The following is a 17,390-nucleotide window of genomic DNA, read 5'->3' as shown; positions in this document are numbered from 1 at the left end:
CTTTACAAAAATCTTCATATCTTCCCCACTTCTTTAATCGCATAGAGCGGCAGATTGAGCAGCCAATCCTCTTTCTTATAATCTGCCATCGATGTACGGATGGACAGCTTCGGCTGGAATTTTTCATGATACGTTTTTAGGCTCTTCGCCTTCAAATTCGCTTCAGCTTTAACTTCGATGGGGATGATGATGCTTCCATTGTCCACCACAAAATCGATCTCCGCACTGCCTCGGTCGTTTGTCCAGTAATAGGTTTCCAATCCCTTAATGGTTTTTAACTGTTGTAATATATATTGCTCAGTAAGTGCACCTTTAAATTCTTTGAAAAGCTCATTGCCATCCAAAAGCGTGCTTTGATTTAAGCATACCATACACAAGAGCAAACCCACATCAAGCAGGAAAAGCTTGAACGCTTTTAAATCTTCATATCCCTTTAGCGGGATGTTCGGTACATTGACGCGATGCACCTTATGAACAAGGCCGCAGTCGGTTAACCAGAGAAGTGCCAGCTCGTATTCTTTCGCCCTTGCTCCTTCCTTAATAAGTCCATATATAAATTTCTTATTCTCTTTGGTAAGCTGTGTTGGAATGGTGTTCCAGAGCAGTCTAATCCTCGGCACGACTTCGTTTGGCGCGTGCTTGGAAAAATCCTGCTCATAGGCAGCAAGGATACGCTGCTGTATCTCCCTTGCTTCGTTGAAGTCTTTATTCTCAGCAAAATGAAGTACAACTTCCGGCATTCCGCCAATATAGTAATAATATTTGAGCATATCAATATACGTTTGTTTGAATGTTGTGGCCATGTCAAAGTCGCCATTTTGCAGCAACTCAGCATACTGATCATTTCCCATGGCCATCAGAAATTCAGGAAAGTTGAGAGGATATAAATCTAAAAATTCCACTTTGCCCACAGGGAAAGACGTCCCTTGATGCAGTGCTACGCCCAGCAGAGAACCGGCGCACACGATTTGATATTCCGGTGCGTTCTCATTAAAGTATTTCAGAGAAGTCAGAGCTTGTGGTACCTCCTGTATTTCGTCAAAAATAAGCAATGTATTTATAGGATCGATCTTCTGTCCGGAATAAAGCTCCAGCCCGGTTACAATACGCCCTACATCCAAATCCGATGAAAATAAATCTTTCATCCGTCGGTTATTGTCGAAACTGATATAAACCGTTTTATCAAAGGCAAGCTTTCCAAATTCTTTCATCAGCCAAGTTTTTCCGACCTGCCTTGCTCCACGAATAATAAGCGGCTTTTTATTCTGCTTTACTTTCCATTTATAAAGCTCTTCTATAGCTGTTCTATACATGCGCATCACCTCCCTGAAATTAATATAACATAAATTATTACAAAATATACAACGAAAAAATGAAGTTGCAAAACATTTTTTACAACTAAAACTCGTACCTATTTGGCTTTATAAAAAACACCTAATCAAGCCTAAAAGTTAACTGGTAAAACTTGATTTTTTCAGAAGTATTACTCATAATTTAAGTAATACTTCTGAATGGAGGTACATTATTATGGCAAGACAACTTCTCTCCGGAAAGTTAACTAGTAAAGGACAACTAACTATTCCAGTTGAACTGAGAACTCTTTTAAACATTAATGAAGGAGATAGATTAGCTTTTGTCTTAGATGAAAATGAAAGAATTATTGAAGTCCAGCCTAAAACAAAGAAGTCAATTCGAGGGGTAATGGGAGTGTTGAAGTCTACTACAAACGTTGATGCGGATGAAGCAATTGATTTAGCTAGGGCAGAACGGGCAAAAGAGCTTAAAGAGAAGTCGATGGACTTAAAAGATGAATAAGGCAATGATAGTCGATACTAATATTCTTATTCGCTTATTCACGAAAGATAATGATACTCAGATTGAGCAATTAGTTCAGCTTATGGAACAAGGTAATATAGCATTTCACGTTCTGTCAATTGTTCTAATTGAAACTTACTGGGTCTTACGCAAGGTATATAACTTTGATAAAGAAATGATATTGCGAGTCTTCGAGGACTTTATTGAATCCGATGGAGTTGAGCTTGATGAAGATGGTTTAGTCCAACGTGTCTTAGCTCGCTTCCGAGGGGTAAATGTTGATTTCGTAGATGTTTACTTAGCTGAGAAATCAAGAAGCTTGGAGTTATCAGTATTAACATGGAATGCTAAAGATTTTAAAAAGCTAGAATGTGAATTCTACAGACCTCAAGATTTAATATAAGATTATAAGACATAAGCTAATACTAAAATTCCATACTGAAAAGCATAAAGAGAAAAGCGCCCGACTATTTGAACCTCACTTGGTATCAGTCGGGCGCTTTATATATTATTTTCAAGAACATTTAGTATGCACCTTTTCCGGTTAAGACCACGAATAACGTTTTCCAAAGAATCTGCAAATCCAGCCAGAAACTCCAGCGTTGAACATACTCTAAGTCATAGTCCATCGTTTCGCCGAGTGTCAGCTCGCTCCGCCCGTTCACCTGGGCGAGACCGGTTACTCCAGGAAGGACTTCTAAACGCTGGTATTGTTCTACCGTATAATGTTTGGCAATCTCCGGAACCTCTGGTCGAGGGCCCACCAGACTCATATTGCCAATCAGAATATTGATGAGCTGCGGGAGTTCATCCAAGCTTGTTTTTCTTAAAAAACGTCCGCTCCGTGTAATCCGAGGATCATCTTTTTCCTGAAAAACGAAATTTTCAATGTTCTCCACATTTTCCAGCTTCGCTTTCATTATTTCATCGGCATTCGTCACCATTGTTCGGAATTTATAGATCGTATATGGTTTCCCATGCAATCCGATCCGCGTCTGCTTGAAAACGACCGGACCTGAAGAGTCAAAATCGATCCAAAAAGCGATGACCAGCCAAAGCGGTGAAACTAAGATAAGAAGAATCAAGGAAACCAAAATATCAAGCACCCGCTTTGCTGTAAGCTGCCATTGCGGATAACTTTTTCTCCGGCTGTCTGCTTCTTTAATCTCCTTATGAACGGCCGTGTTCTGGCCCATCGTCTTGCGTCCTCCAATCGTTAGAACAATCTTACTTATATAAGGCATAATTGATTATTATTTACTTCTCTGGAGTACCCTGCGATAGACGTTCTCCATTTGCGTTACATTTTCCTTCCAGGCATAATTCCGCAATACAAACTCGCGTCCTGCCTGACCCATACGTACCCGCTCCTCGGGATGATCCATAAAATATTTCATGGCCTGCGTAAGTTCGCTGACATTCTCCTTCTCTACCATTATTCCCGTTTCCCGATCAATCACAACTTCTGGCAGCCCTCCGACACGGCTCGCAATAATTGGCCGTGCGCAAGCTGAACCTTCAACTGCAGTAACTCCGAAACTTTCTTGACGCGAAGGAACTACAACTACATCCAAATCTCTGTAAAACTGTGCGATCTTCGAATTGGGCATTGCTCCAAGCCATTCAACATACTGATCGATTCCGAGTCTTGCTGCTAAAGACTTTAACCGGAAGAGCTCAGGACCGTCCCCTGCTATTTTTAGCAAGGCTTGCCCAGGCCTAAGCTTATTCAAACGTGCAAATGATTCAAACAGGATATCCAATCCATAAACGGGCTGCAAATATTTAGCAACTCCAAAAATCACTTTTCGCGATGAAGTACTCCCCAAATTCTCTTGCGGAGAAAACTGATCAATGTCTACTCCAAAGGGAATAACTTCGATTTTTTGAGACACTTTGATATAACAATCCATTTCCTTTGCCATTATATGACTTGTAGAGCAAAGATAATCCGCTTTCCCCAATATCCATTTTAATAAAAGGCGATGAAATAATGACTGCTTCGGGAAAGAAAAAATATCGCTCCCCCAAGCCGAAATGATAAAGGGATGGACTGAACAGATTGCACCCAGAAACCCAAAGCTGGTAGCATAATGCGCATGCAGTATGTCAGGTTGCAGTTCCTGAACTTTTTCTTTGACCCAGCGCACACGAAGAATAAAATCAATTTTTCTTCCGATAACTTTAGGTACAAGATGAATCTTGACCCCAGGAATCTCCGCAGGCAGGAAACTAATAAGCTCTACCGACCACCCGCGGCGTGCAAGTTCAAGCGCCCATTTTTCTGTATGGGGACTTGCAGCATTTGCGAGTAAACAAAGCTTTGGCATTTTCAGTTTCCCCCTTTCCGTTAATTTCAACTGGGTTATTTAAAGTCCAAGATCTTTAAGCCACTGACCCACAATGGATTTCCACGAGTAGTGTTTAATCACAAAATCCCTGCCCCGCTCGCCCTGCGTTTTCCGAAGTATTGGATCTTGTTGAAGCTCTAGTATAGTCTTTGCCAGAAGCAGAGGTTCTTCCGGCGGGATAACCACCCCGCCCTTGCTTTGTTCAACAATCTTTGCTCCTTCCCCTTCTCCGACGTAAATCAGGGGTTTTGCACTGGCAAGCCCTGGAAAAACCTTCGAAGGACGTACTCCCTCAGAAAGTTTATAACGGCGAAGTGTCGAAAGGCTGATCTCAGCTAAACTATAATAATGCTGCATTTCTGTAATCGGTTGAAAATCAACCCAACGTACATTATCTAAATTCATTTCCTCAGCCATTTCCATGAGCCTCGGTTTTTCCGAGCCATCACCCACTAAGAGAAACGCGATTTCCGGATGTTCTTTTTGCAGGTGCTCAGCCGCTTGCAGCGCAACTTCCAAACCGTGAGCATAGCCCATAGTACCGGCATAAAGAATTACGAATTTTCCCTTAAGCTTAAGTTTTTCCTGAAGCTCTTCATCCGGCTTGATTGGAGCGAAAAGCTCCGGATCAACGCCGTTCGGCAAAAAAACGATTTTCTCAGGCGGAATTCCTCGATCCTTCAAAGATTGAATGATCCCCTCGGTCTGCGTTGAAATCTTCCAAGCCGTTTTATACATACGGCGTTCCAAACCCTCGGCTAAAGAAATGAGTGTCTTATTCGTCACTAAACCAAGTGAGACTGCGGACTCCGGCCAAAGGTCCGATACATTTAAAATGAGCTTCGCCCTTTTAACCCATTTTGCAAAAATCATGGTGAAACCAATGAATAGCGGAGGAGATTCAACAAAGATATAATCCGCTTTGCCCGCTTTTAGAACACCATAAAAAGCAGAAAAAACAAACGAAAAATAATTCAGAAGGCGTTTCCAGAACTTTCCTCTTTGAACCGGATAAATCCACGTTCGATGAATAGGAATATTCTCAATCGAATCCTTCATATAGAACTTCCCGCGATACTCTGGCGGAATGATCCCATTAGGATAATTGGGAAAGGCAGTGACCACTTCTATTTCATGCCCTTGGTTGCGAATGGCTTTCGCGACCTCAAAGAGGCGAACCTGAGCCGCTCCGGTCTCGGGCGGAAAATACTGTGTAAGCATCAATATTCGCACAATCTGTTCTCCTTTTTCACATCCGGTATCCACTAACCCTAATTATTTGTGCCCTGGGCACTTGCCGGAAATAAACCGGCAAGCTGCCCGGCAAGATTGACGCGGCTGAATTCTTCACAGCGTTCGGTCGAACCCTTAGAATCCGGGCCTTGCAGATCATTAGGGATTAAGGCAGAAGACTGCCAAGCGTTATAATGCCTTTCTATCGCTGCTGCCAACCCCTCAATATCACCTAAGGAAACCACTGTTCCTAACCGGCGCTCACGAATCAGCTGAGCAGCAACACCCTCCGGCAATAGCCCTAGAATAGGTTTGCCTGTTCCAATATAGTCAAAGAGTTTTCCCGAATATGCGTTATCCACGCTCCGATCAAAGGTCATAAACTGGAGCTGCGCTCCTGCGAGATATTCTAGTACGCTTTGATGGCTCATGTACGATTTAAAGACATAGGCTTTTCCGAGTTTGCGTTTTAATAGCGCATCAAAGTGTTCAGGCACATATCCGATAAATAAAATTTGAACGTTCTCCCGTTCTTCCGGGTGCCGCTCCAGGAAAAGCCGGACTCCATCGGCGAAAGTCTCCATATCGTAAGCATCTGCGATAATTCCAGTATGTATAAGCGTAAATTTCTCCTGCTTAACCGGCGTTGCCTTCGCAAAATCCACAGGGTCGTAACCATTCGTAATCGTGACCATTTTATCCGCATATTCGGGGTAACGCTCTTTATACGTCTCGGTGATAGAGGGCGTCACATTGATGATATAATCTGCTTCCTCCACAACCTTGCGTTCCATCCAGGCATCCAGTTTCTTGCGAAAAGGAATATCCTTCTGCATGGCCTTATTTCCCACCCAGGGGTCTCGAAAATCGGCAATCCACGGTCTTCGATATAACTTGTGAACCCAGCGGGCAATCCAGTGGACAGTATAAGGATAGGACGAAGAAAATAAGTAATCCACGTTTTCCCGCCGTGCTGTCTGCAGCGATTTCAAAAATCCGAAAGGCAGCCATCTTACCTTAGAATCAGGAATAAAGAGATAATTGTCAATAAAGTCGAAAATTCTTGCTTTTAAGGGTTTTTGTTCGGGTAAGTGTTCAGATTTATCCTTATGCTCGGGAGTTCCTTTTCCATCTGCTTCAGCTTTTTGCTCGCTTTCAACTTTCTGACCGCTTTTAGCTTCAGAAAGTTGCGCATCCTTTGACACCTTTTCAGGAATCTCTTCCTCTTTACCCTTGCGAAGGCCCGCTATTTTTTCAAGCGCTTCGCGCAGCCACAAGGTTTCCAGACTGCTTGAGCGATAAACCTTTACAGAACCGGGAACCTCTTCAAGAAGACTCTCATCGTAAGCAAAGTTATGCCCGTTCTTGACCGTACTTACAACGGGTAAAATCCCAAACTGAGGTAAATATTTAACAAATTTTAGGGTTCGCTGTACTCCGCTCCCCCCCAAAGGGGGAAAGAAGTAGGCGATCATAAGGACCTTTTTCATCCTTTTCCTCCGAACATAATCCCTTTATTCATGGTTACCCTTGTTTCACACTGGGTACATAACTGCTTTCTTTTCGAATCGAAAGTTTATGGCGAACTTTATAGGCTGTTGCCAGCCAATAACAGGTAAAACTTTGACGGCCTTTTTCCCAAAGTTCAGCCTGACGGTTAAAGCTCTCTTCACCTATCAGAAGCGCCATCGCTTTTAACTGCTGAATATGAAGCTTATGGTAGAAAATACTTGTAATATCAGCCACCTTAAAGGGATAAAGATCGTAGCGCGACCAATTAAGATAGGAAACCTGATATTTAGGAAGTATCGTTTTTAAAGTTGCAACTCCTGTCTGATAGCGTTCTTTAGCTCCTGAATCCTGACTGATCACATAAAATTCCCATAATCCCCACAAGGCGAATATAAATCCATTCAGAACAAGGGAAGGAATTTGCGAGGGGTATTCTTCAAAGTAATCTAACCCCTCCCACTGAGTGAGAACTCCACCCTGCTGAACGGGAACCGAAAACGATATCAATGCTTTCTCACCCGCTTCAAGGTACCGCTTCTCCTGAGTCTCTAAATAAGCCCTGGCTAATACTGAGAGAGCCTGCCCTTGGGACAAGGCGGAAAGCCATGGCTTTTTCAGGTGATACATCTCTTTGTCATGGTCATTGACCCATCCCCATAGACCCGCTTTATATTCTCTTAAGTTTTTTTGAAGCCAATCGGCGGCACAAACGAACCGTTCGCGGTATAGAGGCTTTTGCGTTTCAAGCCATTGATCATAATTTCCTAAGGCGTATTGTGCAATCGTTACGGGTAAATAGCTGAGATGTCCATCCACTTCAACCAGCGGAATCCCATCCTCATCAAATTCTCCGGCATAATCCGCCTTCGTGCTTATATCCACAGGATACTTGCGAACGATTTTTGAATTTAATTCTCGATTGACATTCATATCAGGATGCCAATAGTCGGTTTTCCCAAAAACCATGCCGCTATAGGCCCTAATCATTTGGATAATATTCATGAAATCCTCACTTCTAAGCTTTCCAGCTTATCGAATCAATTCTTTATAAAGTTCTTCCATCTCATGCATGTTCTCTTCCCAAATCGCCTTATTCCTCACACGCTGTTTATTGATTTCCCGGGCCTTGATTCTCAGATCTTTTTCATTTAAGGCCCGCAGAAGCGCCTGAGATAAGGCATGAGCATCCTTCGCCGGAACCAATAATCCATTCACTTCAGAATCTATCCATTCACGATTAGCGGGTAAATCTGAAACTACAGGAAAAGAACCGCAAGCCATGGTTTCAAGCAAGGAAACAGCTGTGGCATCTGAGGAGGGAACACTTACGGATATGGATGACTCAGTGAGGTAATTCTGCACTAACGCATGCGGTAATTGTCCTACGAATTGAATGCTGTCTCCTAAACCTAAGGAAGATGTCAGTGTTTTTAAAGAAGGTGTTTCCGGGCCTTCTCCAGCTATCACTAATTTCGCTTCGGGAATTTTCTTAACGACCTCAGCCATCGCCTGGATGATAACATCGATATTGTAGATTTCCTGATGTCCGCGTAAGCTTAAAATTTGCAAATCCTTCTTATTCACCTCGGGAATCTTTTCAAACCAATCCCGTGAAACGCCCATCGTTACCGTCTTAAGGATTCGCTCCTGACCTTTCAGCAAGTCACGCATCCGTTCGGACATATAGGAAGAATCCGAGGTCAAAGCATCCGCATGCTTTAACACCTGTTCAACGATTAGCCGCAGGAAAATGGATTCTTTCGGAGCAACCAGAACATCTGAACCCCAGGCGGAAACAACCAGCGGCTTGAAGCTGCTGACCAAGGCCAATAGTCCAAAGCTCGTTGCATAGTGCGCATGCAATAAATCCGGGTGAAGCTCATGAACAAGCTTCCGAATTTTAGCTAGCGCCTCTATGTAAGCCCAGCGTCCACTCCGGCCACGAGCAAGGAGATGAACTTTAGCGCCCTTGATTTCACAGGGACGAAAAGAGATTACTTCCACTTCGTAACCCGCGTGTACATAATAATCAATCCAGCGTTGCAAGTGAATACTTCCCGCATCACCTAGAAAGCATAAGCGCAATTCAGCTCACCTCCTCAAAATTCCGAATAGCTGCTCCATATCCGATAAGAATCCACAGGTAGGGGTCTTCAAAGAATCTTCCTTCGCCTTGCGCACTGATCAAAATCGCCGTCACTGCGAGAATAACAAAAATCGTACGATATGTCATTTTGGGGATGATTCCCTGGTATTGAGCGGTTCTTTGCAATCTAAAGGCTCGCGGAATTCTTTTATATAGAAATGCCATAAATGCAGTCAAAATTCCTAACCCTATCATTCCCAGTTCGGCAGCCGTTGTAATCAAAGCCGTATGAGAAAGGCTCACATTATTCTGAATCAGTGCGGCATATTTCGTTAACATGACCTTTTGGAAGCCGCCGAGTCCTACGCCCCAAAGCGGGTGTCCCCGAAACATCTCAACTCCGGCGGTTATGAGGTACGACCTTTCCGTTAAAGCCGAGCCAAAGTTCTGCTTAATTTCGAGTAATCGAGCGAATATTCCGGGATTCAATAGAACCGCAGCCATTCCGAGTACAATTCCTGAAAGAACCGTGATGATTACCGGACGTTTCGGAATCAGGAAGGCTAAGGCAATAGACACGATGAGCATTGCTAACCACCCTGTGCGTGAACCTGTTCCTACTAAGGCTAAAAGCTGCAGAAGCAAAGCAAAGCCTCCGGCGAACTTTGCCTTTAAGGGAGCGCCTAACATTAGGATAATGGTCGCTAAGCAGCCAATGATCAAAAAGCGAGCATATATATTGGCATCCAGAAAAGTGGCATTAATACGCCCGCTCAGCTGATATATTTCACTTTTCCAGATAAAATGCTTGGAGACCATTTCAAAAGCTCCGATTCCGGCTAAACCCGTGGATATAGCCGCGAAGGCAATGGGAACCCAGAAATCTCCGTCTTTTCTTTTCACTAAGTCGTAAACCGCCGCCCCAAGAACCCAAAGCAGACCTAAACGGGCAACTCCAACCATCGTTTTCGTCTTGTCTACAGACCATACAATAGAAAATGCGCCCCAGATAAGATAGACCGTCAGGGTAAGGATTAGCGGAGATTTTATATAATTTATTAATGAATTTCTGGCATTTTCTGAAACGCCCCATTCCTTATCATCAGTCCACATCAGTCTAATTATGTAATAGGCAATAACCGCAAGTGTAAAAATACGCCCGAAATAAATTACGCCCACAAATTCTCCAAGCTTGTCCAAAAGGGTCAAATGCGGAAACCATTCTCGAGAGATTTCCAAGGGCAGAGCAAGGATTAAAAGAGGCAGCAAATAGCGAGGATTCTTCCAACTTAAAAGTACCGCCAGTACTGTCAAGACTAAAGTCACCCACAACAATGCCTTCCCTCCCTTCTGTAAAAATTAATGGGCTGTTGTTATTATAATATCATTTTCTATTATTATTTACGGAGCCTGCTCTTGATAAAGCGAATGATTTGTCCCATATCGCTTTTTTTCAGGATAAGAATATCCTGCCAGCGGGCATGTGTATAGTTAATATAAAAAATGATCGTCATTAGTGTAAAGACGATATACGAAAGGCTTGTTGCAATCGAGGCTCCAATAATTCCGATCCGTGGAATTAAGAAGATATCAAGCACTACTGTTACAATTCCGGATGCAATGGAAGAATAGATGTTTTTTTCAACCAAACCTACCCCTGCAAGATAACTCGCTAAAATATTCGAGACGGAGAAAATACTAATCCCCGGCAATAACCAAAGCAAAGCACCCGTTGCTGTGATAAAATCACGGCCAAGCCATATTAAAATCAAGGGTTTGCTGATGAGGGCAAGGATTACTGAGAAACCGGCAATCAAGGTGAAACTAACCCGGGTAATTTGATTTGTAAACGGCATCATACCTTTTTTATCGGTTGAAGATGAAGCGATCGGAAAAACTACAGTTGCAATGCTCCCGGTTACACCCCAAAGGGTCTCCCCTAAAGCAACAGCAATGCTATAGATTCCCACCTGATCGATCGGCAAATAGTAATTGACAATAAAAACGTCCAAACGATAATTCAGCTTTTGAACTATATTCCCGAATTGGGCCTTAAGCCCATAGCCAAACATATCCTTCATCAAGCCTCGCTCGACACGCGGAGCTTGTTTGCGCTTAAGGATAAGAATATAGATTTGCAATAAACAAATAGCCAGGGTTCCGATAAGAATGGAAACAATGGCTGCCGTCGGATTTACAGCAATAAGAAGGAAAATAATTAAGAGTACCAAACTTAAAATTTTATCAATAACATTGATCCGATTATATTCTACCATATCCTGTAATCCGAGCAGGACATTGATCATTGCCGATTTAAAGTTAACTAACGGAACGGTAACCAAAACCGCTAGCATCTGAATATTAGATACCCCTGCCAAAAATTTAAAGTGAAAATGCAGGTGTAAAAAATAGAAAGGAATCAAAACTAAACTGCTGACCAGGGTTACAACAATATTATTTCCAATAATCGCATTTAAGGCATCCTTTTTCTTGCCCAAGAAAAAAACAGTGGAGGCCGCAAACCCCATACCCAGAATAAGCGTGGCAAAGCTTAAAAAGTTATTTGCAACATCAACAACGCCCTTTCCCTCAGGTCCAAGTACCCGGGAAAGCACCGTTGTATTGATAATCGAAAGAAAGAACAATAGTAAGTTGCTAAAAAACGTGATCGTCACGGACTTTGTAAAACCCATTCGTCCTAATTCTTCCCTTCTCGTTCGTTTACATCGTCGCCGGAGTTATTGCTGTTCAGATTATCCCTTGTATTCCCTGAGAGGATTTCCTCATAGATTTTGATGAGCCTTTTGGCTACAGCCCCAGGGCTATAATTTTGTATCGCATATTTTCTAATTTCTTCCGGATCATAATTTTCAAGGGAAGAAAGCATATTCTCCAAGCCTTTAACGAGAGCGGGTATATTTCCCGGCGGAACCAAAAAGCCGCTGTTTTCCCTAACGATATCCTGAGGGCCGCCGCAGGCAGTAGCTAATACCGGCTTTCCGCAGGCCATTGCCTCGATAAGCACGCATCCAAACGTCTCCTTTATTGAAGGAAGGACCAACAGGTCAGCTCTTTGATAAAATGAAGGCATTTCTTTCGGGCTAACCCGGCCATGAAACGTAACAAAGCCGGCTATTCCAAGCTTTAACGCTAAGTGCTCATAGTCCGTTCGTTTACTTCCATCTCCCACCAGATCAAGATGAAGTGTCTGTTCAGAAGATCTTCTGCTTTCTACGAGTTGGGCAAATGCGGGCAATAAATACTGAACCCCTTTAACCTCGGTCTCTTCCATATTTCCCGCAAACAGAATCCGCAGAACATTTTTGGATTCTAAACTGCATTCAGAATCGTCCTCAGAAGCTGAAGAACGTACCTTAATCAGCTGAAATCTTTCCGTATCTACGACATTAGGTACTTTTTGACTTTGAACAAACCATCCCCAAAAAGAAAACTGCCTTTCTAAAGCCGTACTTACAGGAAGAACCCTTTGAGCATGTTCAAAGGCTCTCTTTAAAAGGAAGCGATGCTGCCATTTATCAACATAGTCCTGTAAATAAGACATATGCTCAGTAATAAGATAGGGCATTTCGTGTCTGCGCGTAAATAGATAAGCCATGATTCCTGCCGGGTATCCGACATGAACATGTAGGAGGTTCGGCTGAAAATCCTGTATAATCCTCTTTAGTAAGCCAAAGACTCTGCTATAACTCCGAAATCGTCCGATAAACCGATTTCCGTTACCTAATGTGTTGGCCCTGTAAACCTTGATGCCATCTTCAACATTTTCCTTCATTTCGCCAGACTTAAGCTCTTCATCAAAAGGATAAAAGACGGCAACCGGAAGACCCGCTTTTAGCAGTGCTAAAGCCTGCTCCCGGATAAACGTCCCTTTCATCGGATTATTGCCATTCGGATACCAGCCTGCCAAAATCAAAATCCTCACGAAGTCCACCTATACTTTCGAATTTCAGTTCTCAAAGCTTCACTGCCTATTACGCTGCTCATAAATCATCATCTTTCCTTACTCTAGGCGGTTATAGGATGATCCTTCGAGAAACGTTTTGCGACGAAGGATAATCGCAGCACTTAAACCATACAACAGCCACATCTGCGGAAAACTAATGACAGAACTCGGAGCAAAAGCGGTTAAGATAAATCCCCCCAGTGCCGCGATCAAGCTCATGGCGGTATATGAAGTTAATCCGTAAGGATTTGTTTTTAGGCTTTCTTTATAAACTTTAATAAGATCCCAAAGAAGATTCAAATAGATAAAGATAAGATAGAGGAAAATCCCGATTCCGAAATCACCAAGAATTTCAAACCAAAGGCTATGCGGATTGACAATTCCATGGGTATTACCCACCTTCTTAAGATACACGCCTGTGTTATTCACGCCGAAACCCTGTACATGGCCTTGCAGTACAACTCCCTTGGCAATATCCATAATGATGGTCATGCGCTCGCTCGTTGAACCCTCTTCTCCAAATTCAGCAATCGGCTGAACTGTTTTTTTAGCCTTTAGACTGAGTTTATTAACCAAGGGGGTATCATTAAACTTTCCATAATAAAGTGTAAGGCTGGGTACAAAGGACAAGCTATAAAAGACGATGATTGTAGTCAGTCCGACAACAAGTGCTTTTCGAAATTTCTCCCGCTCTCTCATCAAAAAGAAGAACAGCATAAAGCCAACCATCGTCAAAAGCATCACGATATAGGCTGTTCGTGACGTACTGAAAATCAGATTAAGAAGCGCGCCCAGCTGCATCAACCAAAACAATGCGTTTAATCCTTTATTTTTGTTATATACAATAAACGGCAGGATAAATGTCATTGCCATAATCAGATAAACGCCATAGTTATTGGGATTGTAGAAGAAAACCTCAGGAATTGTTTTAAGATATTCCGGACCTTTGACATACCAGCCCAAATCTGAGAAAACGTTACGAACAGGCATAATTCTAAATCCTGTCATTTCGATGGCCCCAATAATTAAAATGGGCAAGAGCGTATAGGCTAAAATTTTGAGTGTTTCTTTTAGTTTCCGCTGATTTGGATTGAACTTAAATACAACCAGCATGAAGCAAATCATGATCGCGTAGTTAATCATGTATTTGATGGCCATTCCCTTACTCTCTGCCCAAATCAAAGAAATCACCATATAGGCAATGAAGATCGAAAGAAAAAGAAGATATTTGTTTTGCGTTAACTGTTTCGGATTAAGGTTCGGCTTCTTTTTCAAGAACGAAACCAGCATCCATACGATTAAGATAAATAATGCGATATGCAAATAATAAATATTGAGACGTCCAAAGAGCGGCAGATTGAAAGTAAAGTCCATTACGGAAAACAACAAAACGAAGTAATAAAGCAGTTCCTGTCCGTTTTCCCAGCGAATATGGTTAATAATGATTAGCCCCATAATCAATGCATACGCATCCAGTACAAATAGGCTGGGGGTCAATAAAAGGTTCCCCAAAATGAAGAGCACATAGATAATATTTAATATTTTCTTATCTTTCACTGAACATCCCACTCTCCGCTTATTTCAGAACCTTTTTTATAACTGAAACAATTTCTTTTTGTTGTTCTAAAGTCAGTTCAGGAAAACAGGGCAATGCCATGGCCTGGCTGCAGGCTTTCTCGGCGACGGGAAGATCCCCTTCATTATAGCCCAGATCTCGGAAGGCACGTTGCAGATGAAGCGGAACCGGATAGTAAATTGCTGTACCGATCCCCTGTTCCTTCAGTGCCGCCATAAGCTCCTCCCGTTTTTCCGTTCTTAAAACATAAAGATGAAACACAGGGGTTCCTTCCGGGTCGATACCCGGCAAAGTTAACGGCAAACCTGCTAAAAGCTCATTGTAGATCTGCGCTTTTTCCCTGCGAGCTGCGTTCCACTCATCAATATGTTTGAACTTCACGCGTAAAATAGCCGCTTGTAGTTCATCCATGCGGCTGTTATAGCCGATTTCATCGTGATAGTACTTTGTCTGGCAGCCATGGAAGCGAAGCATCCGCAAATGCGCAGCCAGAGCCTCATCATCCGTGACAATCATCCCTGCATCACCATAAGCTCCTAAGTTCTTTGTAGGAAAGAAACTAAAGGTTCCGGCATGTCCAATCGAAGCGGCCTTGCGCCCGCGGTAATTAGCACCAATGGCCTGAGCCGAATCCTCAAGCACTTTTAAGTCGTGACGGGCCGCAATTTCCATGACACGCTCTACATCAACCATTTGGCCGAAAATATGCACCGGGATAATAGCCTTTGTCCGTGGTGTGATCTTTGACTCTAATTGATCTAAGTCCATGTTTAATGTTACTGGATCAATATCGACAAAAACAGGAGTTGCTCCAAGGGCTGCAATCGTCTCAGCGGACGCAAAAAAGGTAAAAGGAGTTGTAATGACTTCATCCCCAGGTCCTACGTCAAAGCCTCTTAAAGCAAGCAACAAAGCATCCGTTCCATTGCCAACAGCTACTGCTTCTTTAACACCGCAGTACGCAGCCATTTCTTCCTCGAACGCTCTCATTTCCGGTCCGAGAACAAATTTGCTGGAATCCAAAACCCGCTGAATTGCTTGGTCAATATCATCCTTAATCGTTAAGTACTGTGCTTTAAGGTCTAAAAGCGGTATGCTCATTCTTCTTATCTCCTTTACGCTTAGTTATCGATATGTGTTTGAGTTCCAATTCTTATTAGATTCTCTTATTATACCCCTTGTCGGCGTTTCTACAAAATTCGCGTCTTATTGGAGGCTGTTGAAGCTTGGTTTTACAGGATTAAGAATGGCTTTGGGGAGTGGATTTTGTTTACAGCCATTCACTCCGGGCGCTTCGCAGACCAGCCTAAGGCACTGACTCCTCATTTGGGGTCACGGGTTCCCGCCAAAATCGTCTCCTGACTCTGTTGGCGGTTGCGCACATCGTATGCGCAACCCTTTGCTTTTAAGAAGTCGTCACTGCCTAAGGCTGGTAGCTGCTTGCTTTAGTCGTTCACTCCTGTAAATCAAAATCCACTTCCAGGTCTTTCTCGCTGGTGATTGCTTGCTTTCGCAGCCTATGATACAGAATGTACCATGCTGCCTCCTTAGCCGTAAAAGCCTTTCATGCAAAAGGACCTATGAAGCAGCTTAGAGAGTTGCGAGTACAGATGCGGAGGCCTTTAAGCGAGCAGCTAGCAAACTCGGCGAAAACTGCGCTTGCATCAGCGGGGCGGAAACATGGATGTTTCCGGGCGCCAACTGAGCCAGGATGGCGATTCTGGCGCCGAACCCCGCCTCATTCATAGAGCAGTTTGAGCCGCTAGTTTGCTCTGCGAGCGCCCGGCCGGAGCAGCTGTAATCGCAACTCTCCCCAGATTCATGCCCTCGCAGAAAGCTTACGGAAGCAGCTCTTCATCCGGCACAGGCCGCACATCGCGAGCCGGAAAACCGATCATCACCCGTTTTTCCTTCGTATCCTTCGTAACTAAAGCGCCGGCCGCGACAAACGTCTCGGGAGCTACGTGGACTCCCGGCAGGAGAATAGAAGCTCCCCCGACCCGGGCGCCTCTTCCGATATGCGCACCCTTAATATACTTAAAGCGTTTTTCCGTACGCCCCATAAAGTTATCATTGGTTGTCGCAACCATCGGAGCAATGAAAACATGATCTTCTATTTCCATATAGGCGGTGATATAACATCCGGTCTGAATTTTGGTGAACTCACCGATTTTCGTATCATTCTCGACAGCTGTGCCGCTCCCGATGACCACGTTTTTACCTATTATACAGCGTTCACGAACCATCGCTCCGTCGCCGATAAAGACTTTATCACCATAGCTTGTCCCTGAATAGAGTACCACGGAGCATCCCGCGGTATAGCCATTCCCCATCTTGAGGGACGGTAAATCAGCATGGGCTTTGACTGTGCTTGTTGCCGCAGCCTTTGGAAAACGGCCAATTGAGGAGTTGCTTCCAATGAAACCCTCGTCTCCTAAATCGGCTTGAGGATAAATCGTGGTATGTTCGCCAACTTTTGTCCGAGCTCCAATTTTTGCCCATGCCCCAACGCTTACGTGGCTTCCGAGTTGACATCCTTCTCCAAGAGAGACTCCATGATCCACGGTAACATGATGACCTAAGACTGTCCCGGTACCAATTGTCACTCCATCTGAGATAATGCACCCTACACCTAAGACGACATTCTCCCCCAGTGTTACACCTTCACCGATAACGCAGAATGGGCTGAAGGTCACAGTCTCCGGGAAATTAGCTGTTCTGGAGATAACCAGACTATGTGTATTACTATTTGTCATATTATTTACACCTCGTTTTCGCGAGTTCGTATTACTTGCCTTTGCATGAAAGGCTCTTAAGAGTTAAGAAAGTCTCTGGGGGTGGATTTTGTTTACA

Annotated in this window: 15 protein-coding genes; 2 read left to right on the top strand and 13 right to left on the bottom strand. The window is 43.5% G+C overall.

Annotated elements, in window-relative coordinates; genetic code table 11:
- Nucleotides 1–14: 14 nt before the first annotated feature.
- Nucleotides 15–1,313: an ATP-binding protein gene (locus ACHOLT_RS05535; RefSeq protein WP_425806334.1), complete on the bottom strand. Its 1,299-nt coding sequence runs from the start codon at nt 1,311–1,313 to the stop codon at nt 15–17.
- Between the two features lie 214 nt (nt 1,314–1,527).
- Between ACHOLT_RS05535 and ACHOLT_RS05530 the strand changes: the two genes are divergently transcribed.
- Nucleotides 1,528–1,815 (top strand): AbrB/MazE/SpoVT family DNA-binding domain-containing protein, encoded by a 288-nt coding sequence (locus tag ACHOLT_RS05530; RefSeq protein WP_425806333.1) that lies wholly within the window; start codon nt 1,528–1,530, stop codon nt 1,813–1,815.
- Nucleotides 1,808–2,218 carry a PIN domain-containing protein gene (locus ACHOLT_RS05525; RefSeq protein ID WP_425806332.1) on the top strand — a complete coding sequence of 137 codons (411 nt, stop codon included), beginning with the start codon at nt 1,808–1,810 and terminating at the stop codon, nt 2,216–2,218. The genes ACHOLT_RS05530 and ACHOLT_RS05525 overlap by 8 nt, the downstream gene beginning before the upstream one ends.
- Nucleotides 2,219–2,339: 121 nt before the next feature.
- On the opposite strand, the gene ACHOLT_RS05520 is transcribed toward ACHOLT_RS05525, so the two are convergent.
- The 12 genes from ACHOLT_RS05520 to ACHOLT_RS05465 all read right to left on the bottom strand — a co-directional run bounded on the left by ACHOLT_RS05520 (nt 2,340) and on the right by ACHOLT_RS05465 (nt 17,293).
- Nucleotides 2,340–3,011, bottom strand: coding sequence for a sugar transferase (locus ACHOLT_RS05520; protein WP_425806331.1), 672 nt, complete (start codon nt 3,009–3,011; stop codon nt 2,340–2,342).
- A gap of 57 nt (nt 3,012–3,068) precedes the next feature.
- Complete coding sequence (locus tag ACHOLT_RS05515) at nt 3,069–4,145, bottom strand: glycosyltransferase (RefSeq protein ID WP_425806330.1); 1,077 nt, start codon at nt 4,143–4,145, stop codon at nt 3,069–3,071.
- Nucleotides 4,146–4,184: 39 nt separating this feature from the next.
- Entirely contained in the window at nt 4,185–5,399 is a 1,215-nt protein-coding gene (locus ACHOLT_RS05510; protein WP_425806329.1) for a glycosyltransferase family 4 protein, read from the bottom strand.
- Nucleotides 5,400–5,437: 38 nt separating this feature from the next.
- On the bottom strand, nt 5,438–6,889 hold the full coding sequence (locus ACHOLT_RS05505; RefSeq protein ID WP_425806328.1) for a glycosyltransferase: 1,452 nt from the start codon (nt 6,887–6,889) through the stop codon (nt 5,438–5,440).
- A 34-nt stretch (nt 6,890–6,923) separates the two neighbouring features.
- Nucleotides 6,924–7,913, bottom strand: a complete 990-nt coding sequence (locus ACHOLT_RS05500; RefSeq protein WP_425806326.1) for a D-glucuronyl C5-epimerase family protein — start codon at nt 7,911–7,913, stop codon at nt 6,924–6,926.
- 27 nt (nt 7,914–7,940) lie between these two features.
- Entirely contained in the window at nt 7,941–8,996 is a 1,056-nt protein-coding gene (locus ACHOLT_RS05495; protein ID WP_425806325.1) for a glycosyltransferase, read from the bottom strand.
- Between the two features lies 1 nt (nt 8,997).
- Nucleotides 8,998–10,323 carry an O-antigen ligase family protein gene (locus ACHOLT_RS05490; protein WP_425807906.1) on the bottom strand — a complete coding sequence of 442 codons (1,326 nt, stop codon included), beginning with the start codon at nt 10,321–10,323 and terminating at the stop codon, nt 8,998–9,000.
- A 71-nt stretch (nt 10,324–10,394) separates the two neighbouring features.
- Nucleotides 10,395–11,690, bottom strand: coding sequence for an oligosaccharide flippase family protein (locus tag ACHOLT_RS05485; RefSeq protein WP_425806324.1), 1,296 nt, complete (start codon nt 11,688–11,690; stop codon nt 10,395–10,397).
- Nucleotides 11,691–11,695: 5 nt separating this feature from the next.
- Nucleotides 11,696–12,940: a glycosyltransferase family 4 protein gene (locus ACHOLT_RS05480; RefSeq protein WP_425806323.1), complete on the bottom strand. Its 1,245-nt coding sequence runs from the start codon at nt 12,938–12,940 to the stop codon at nt 11,696–11,698.
- Between the two features lie 78 nt (nt 12,941–13,018).
- A complete protein-coding gene (locus ACHOLT_RS05475) occupies nt 13,019–14,518 on the bottom strand; it encodes an O-antigen ligase family protein (protein WP_425806322.1) in 1,500 nt (499 codons plus the stop codon).
- 19 nt (nt 14,519–14,537) lie between these two features.
- Nucleotides 14,538–15,638, bottom strand: coding sequence for a DegT/DnrJ/EryC1/StrS family aminotransferase (locus ACHOLT_RS05470; RefSeq protein WP_425806321.1), 1,101 nt, complete (start codon nt 15,636–15,638; stop codon nt 14,538–14,540).
- Nucleotides 15,639–16,375: 737 nt separating this feature from the next.
- Entirely contained in the window at nt 16,376–17,293 is a 918-nt protein-coding gene (locus ACHOLT_RS05465; RefSeq protein ID WP_425806320.1) for a DapH/DapD/GlmU-related protein, read from the bottom strand.
- Between the last annotated feature and the right edge of the window lie 97 nt (nt 17,294–17,390).

The sequence above is a fragment of the Desulfitobacterium nosdiversum genome (genome assembly GCF_049860565.1).
GTDB lineage: Bacteria > Bacillota > Desulfitobacteriia > Desulfitobacteriales > Desulfitobacteriaceae > Desulfitobacterium_A > Desulfitobacterium_A nosdiversum.
The sequence above is the reverse complement of the archived record's forward strand: the minus strand, read 5'-3'. Positions and strand labels throughout refer to the sequence as shown.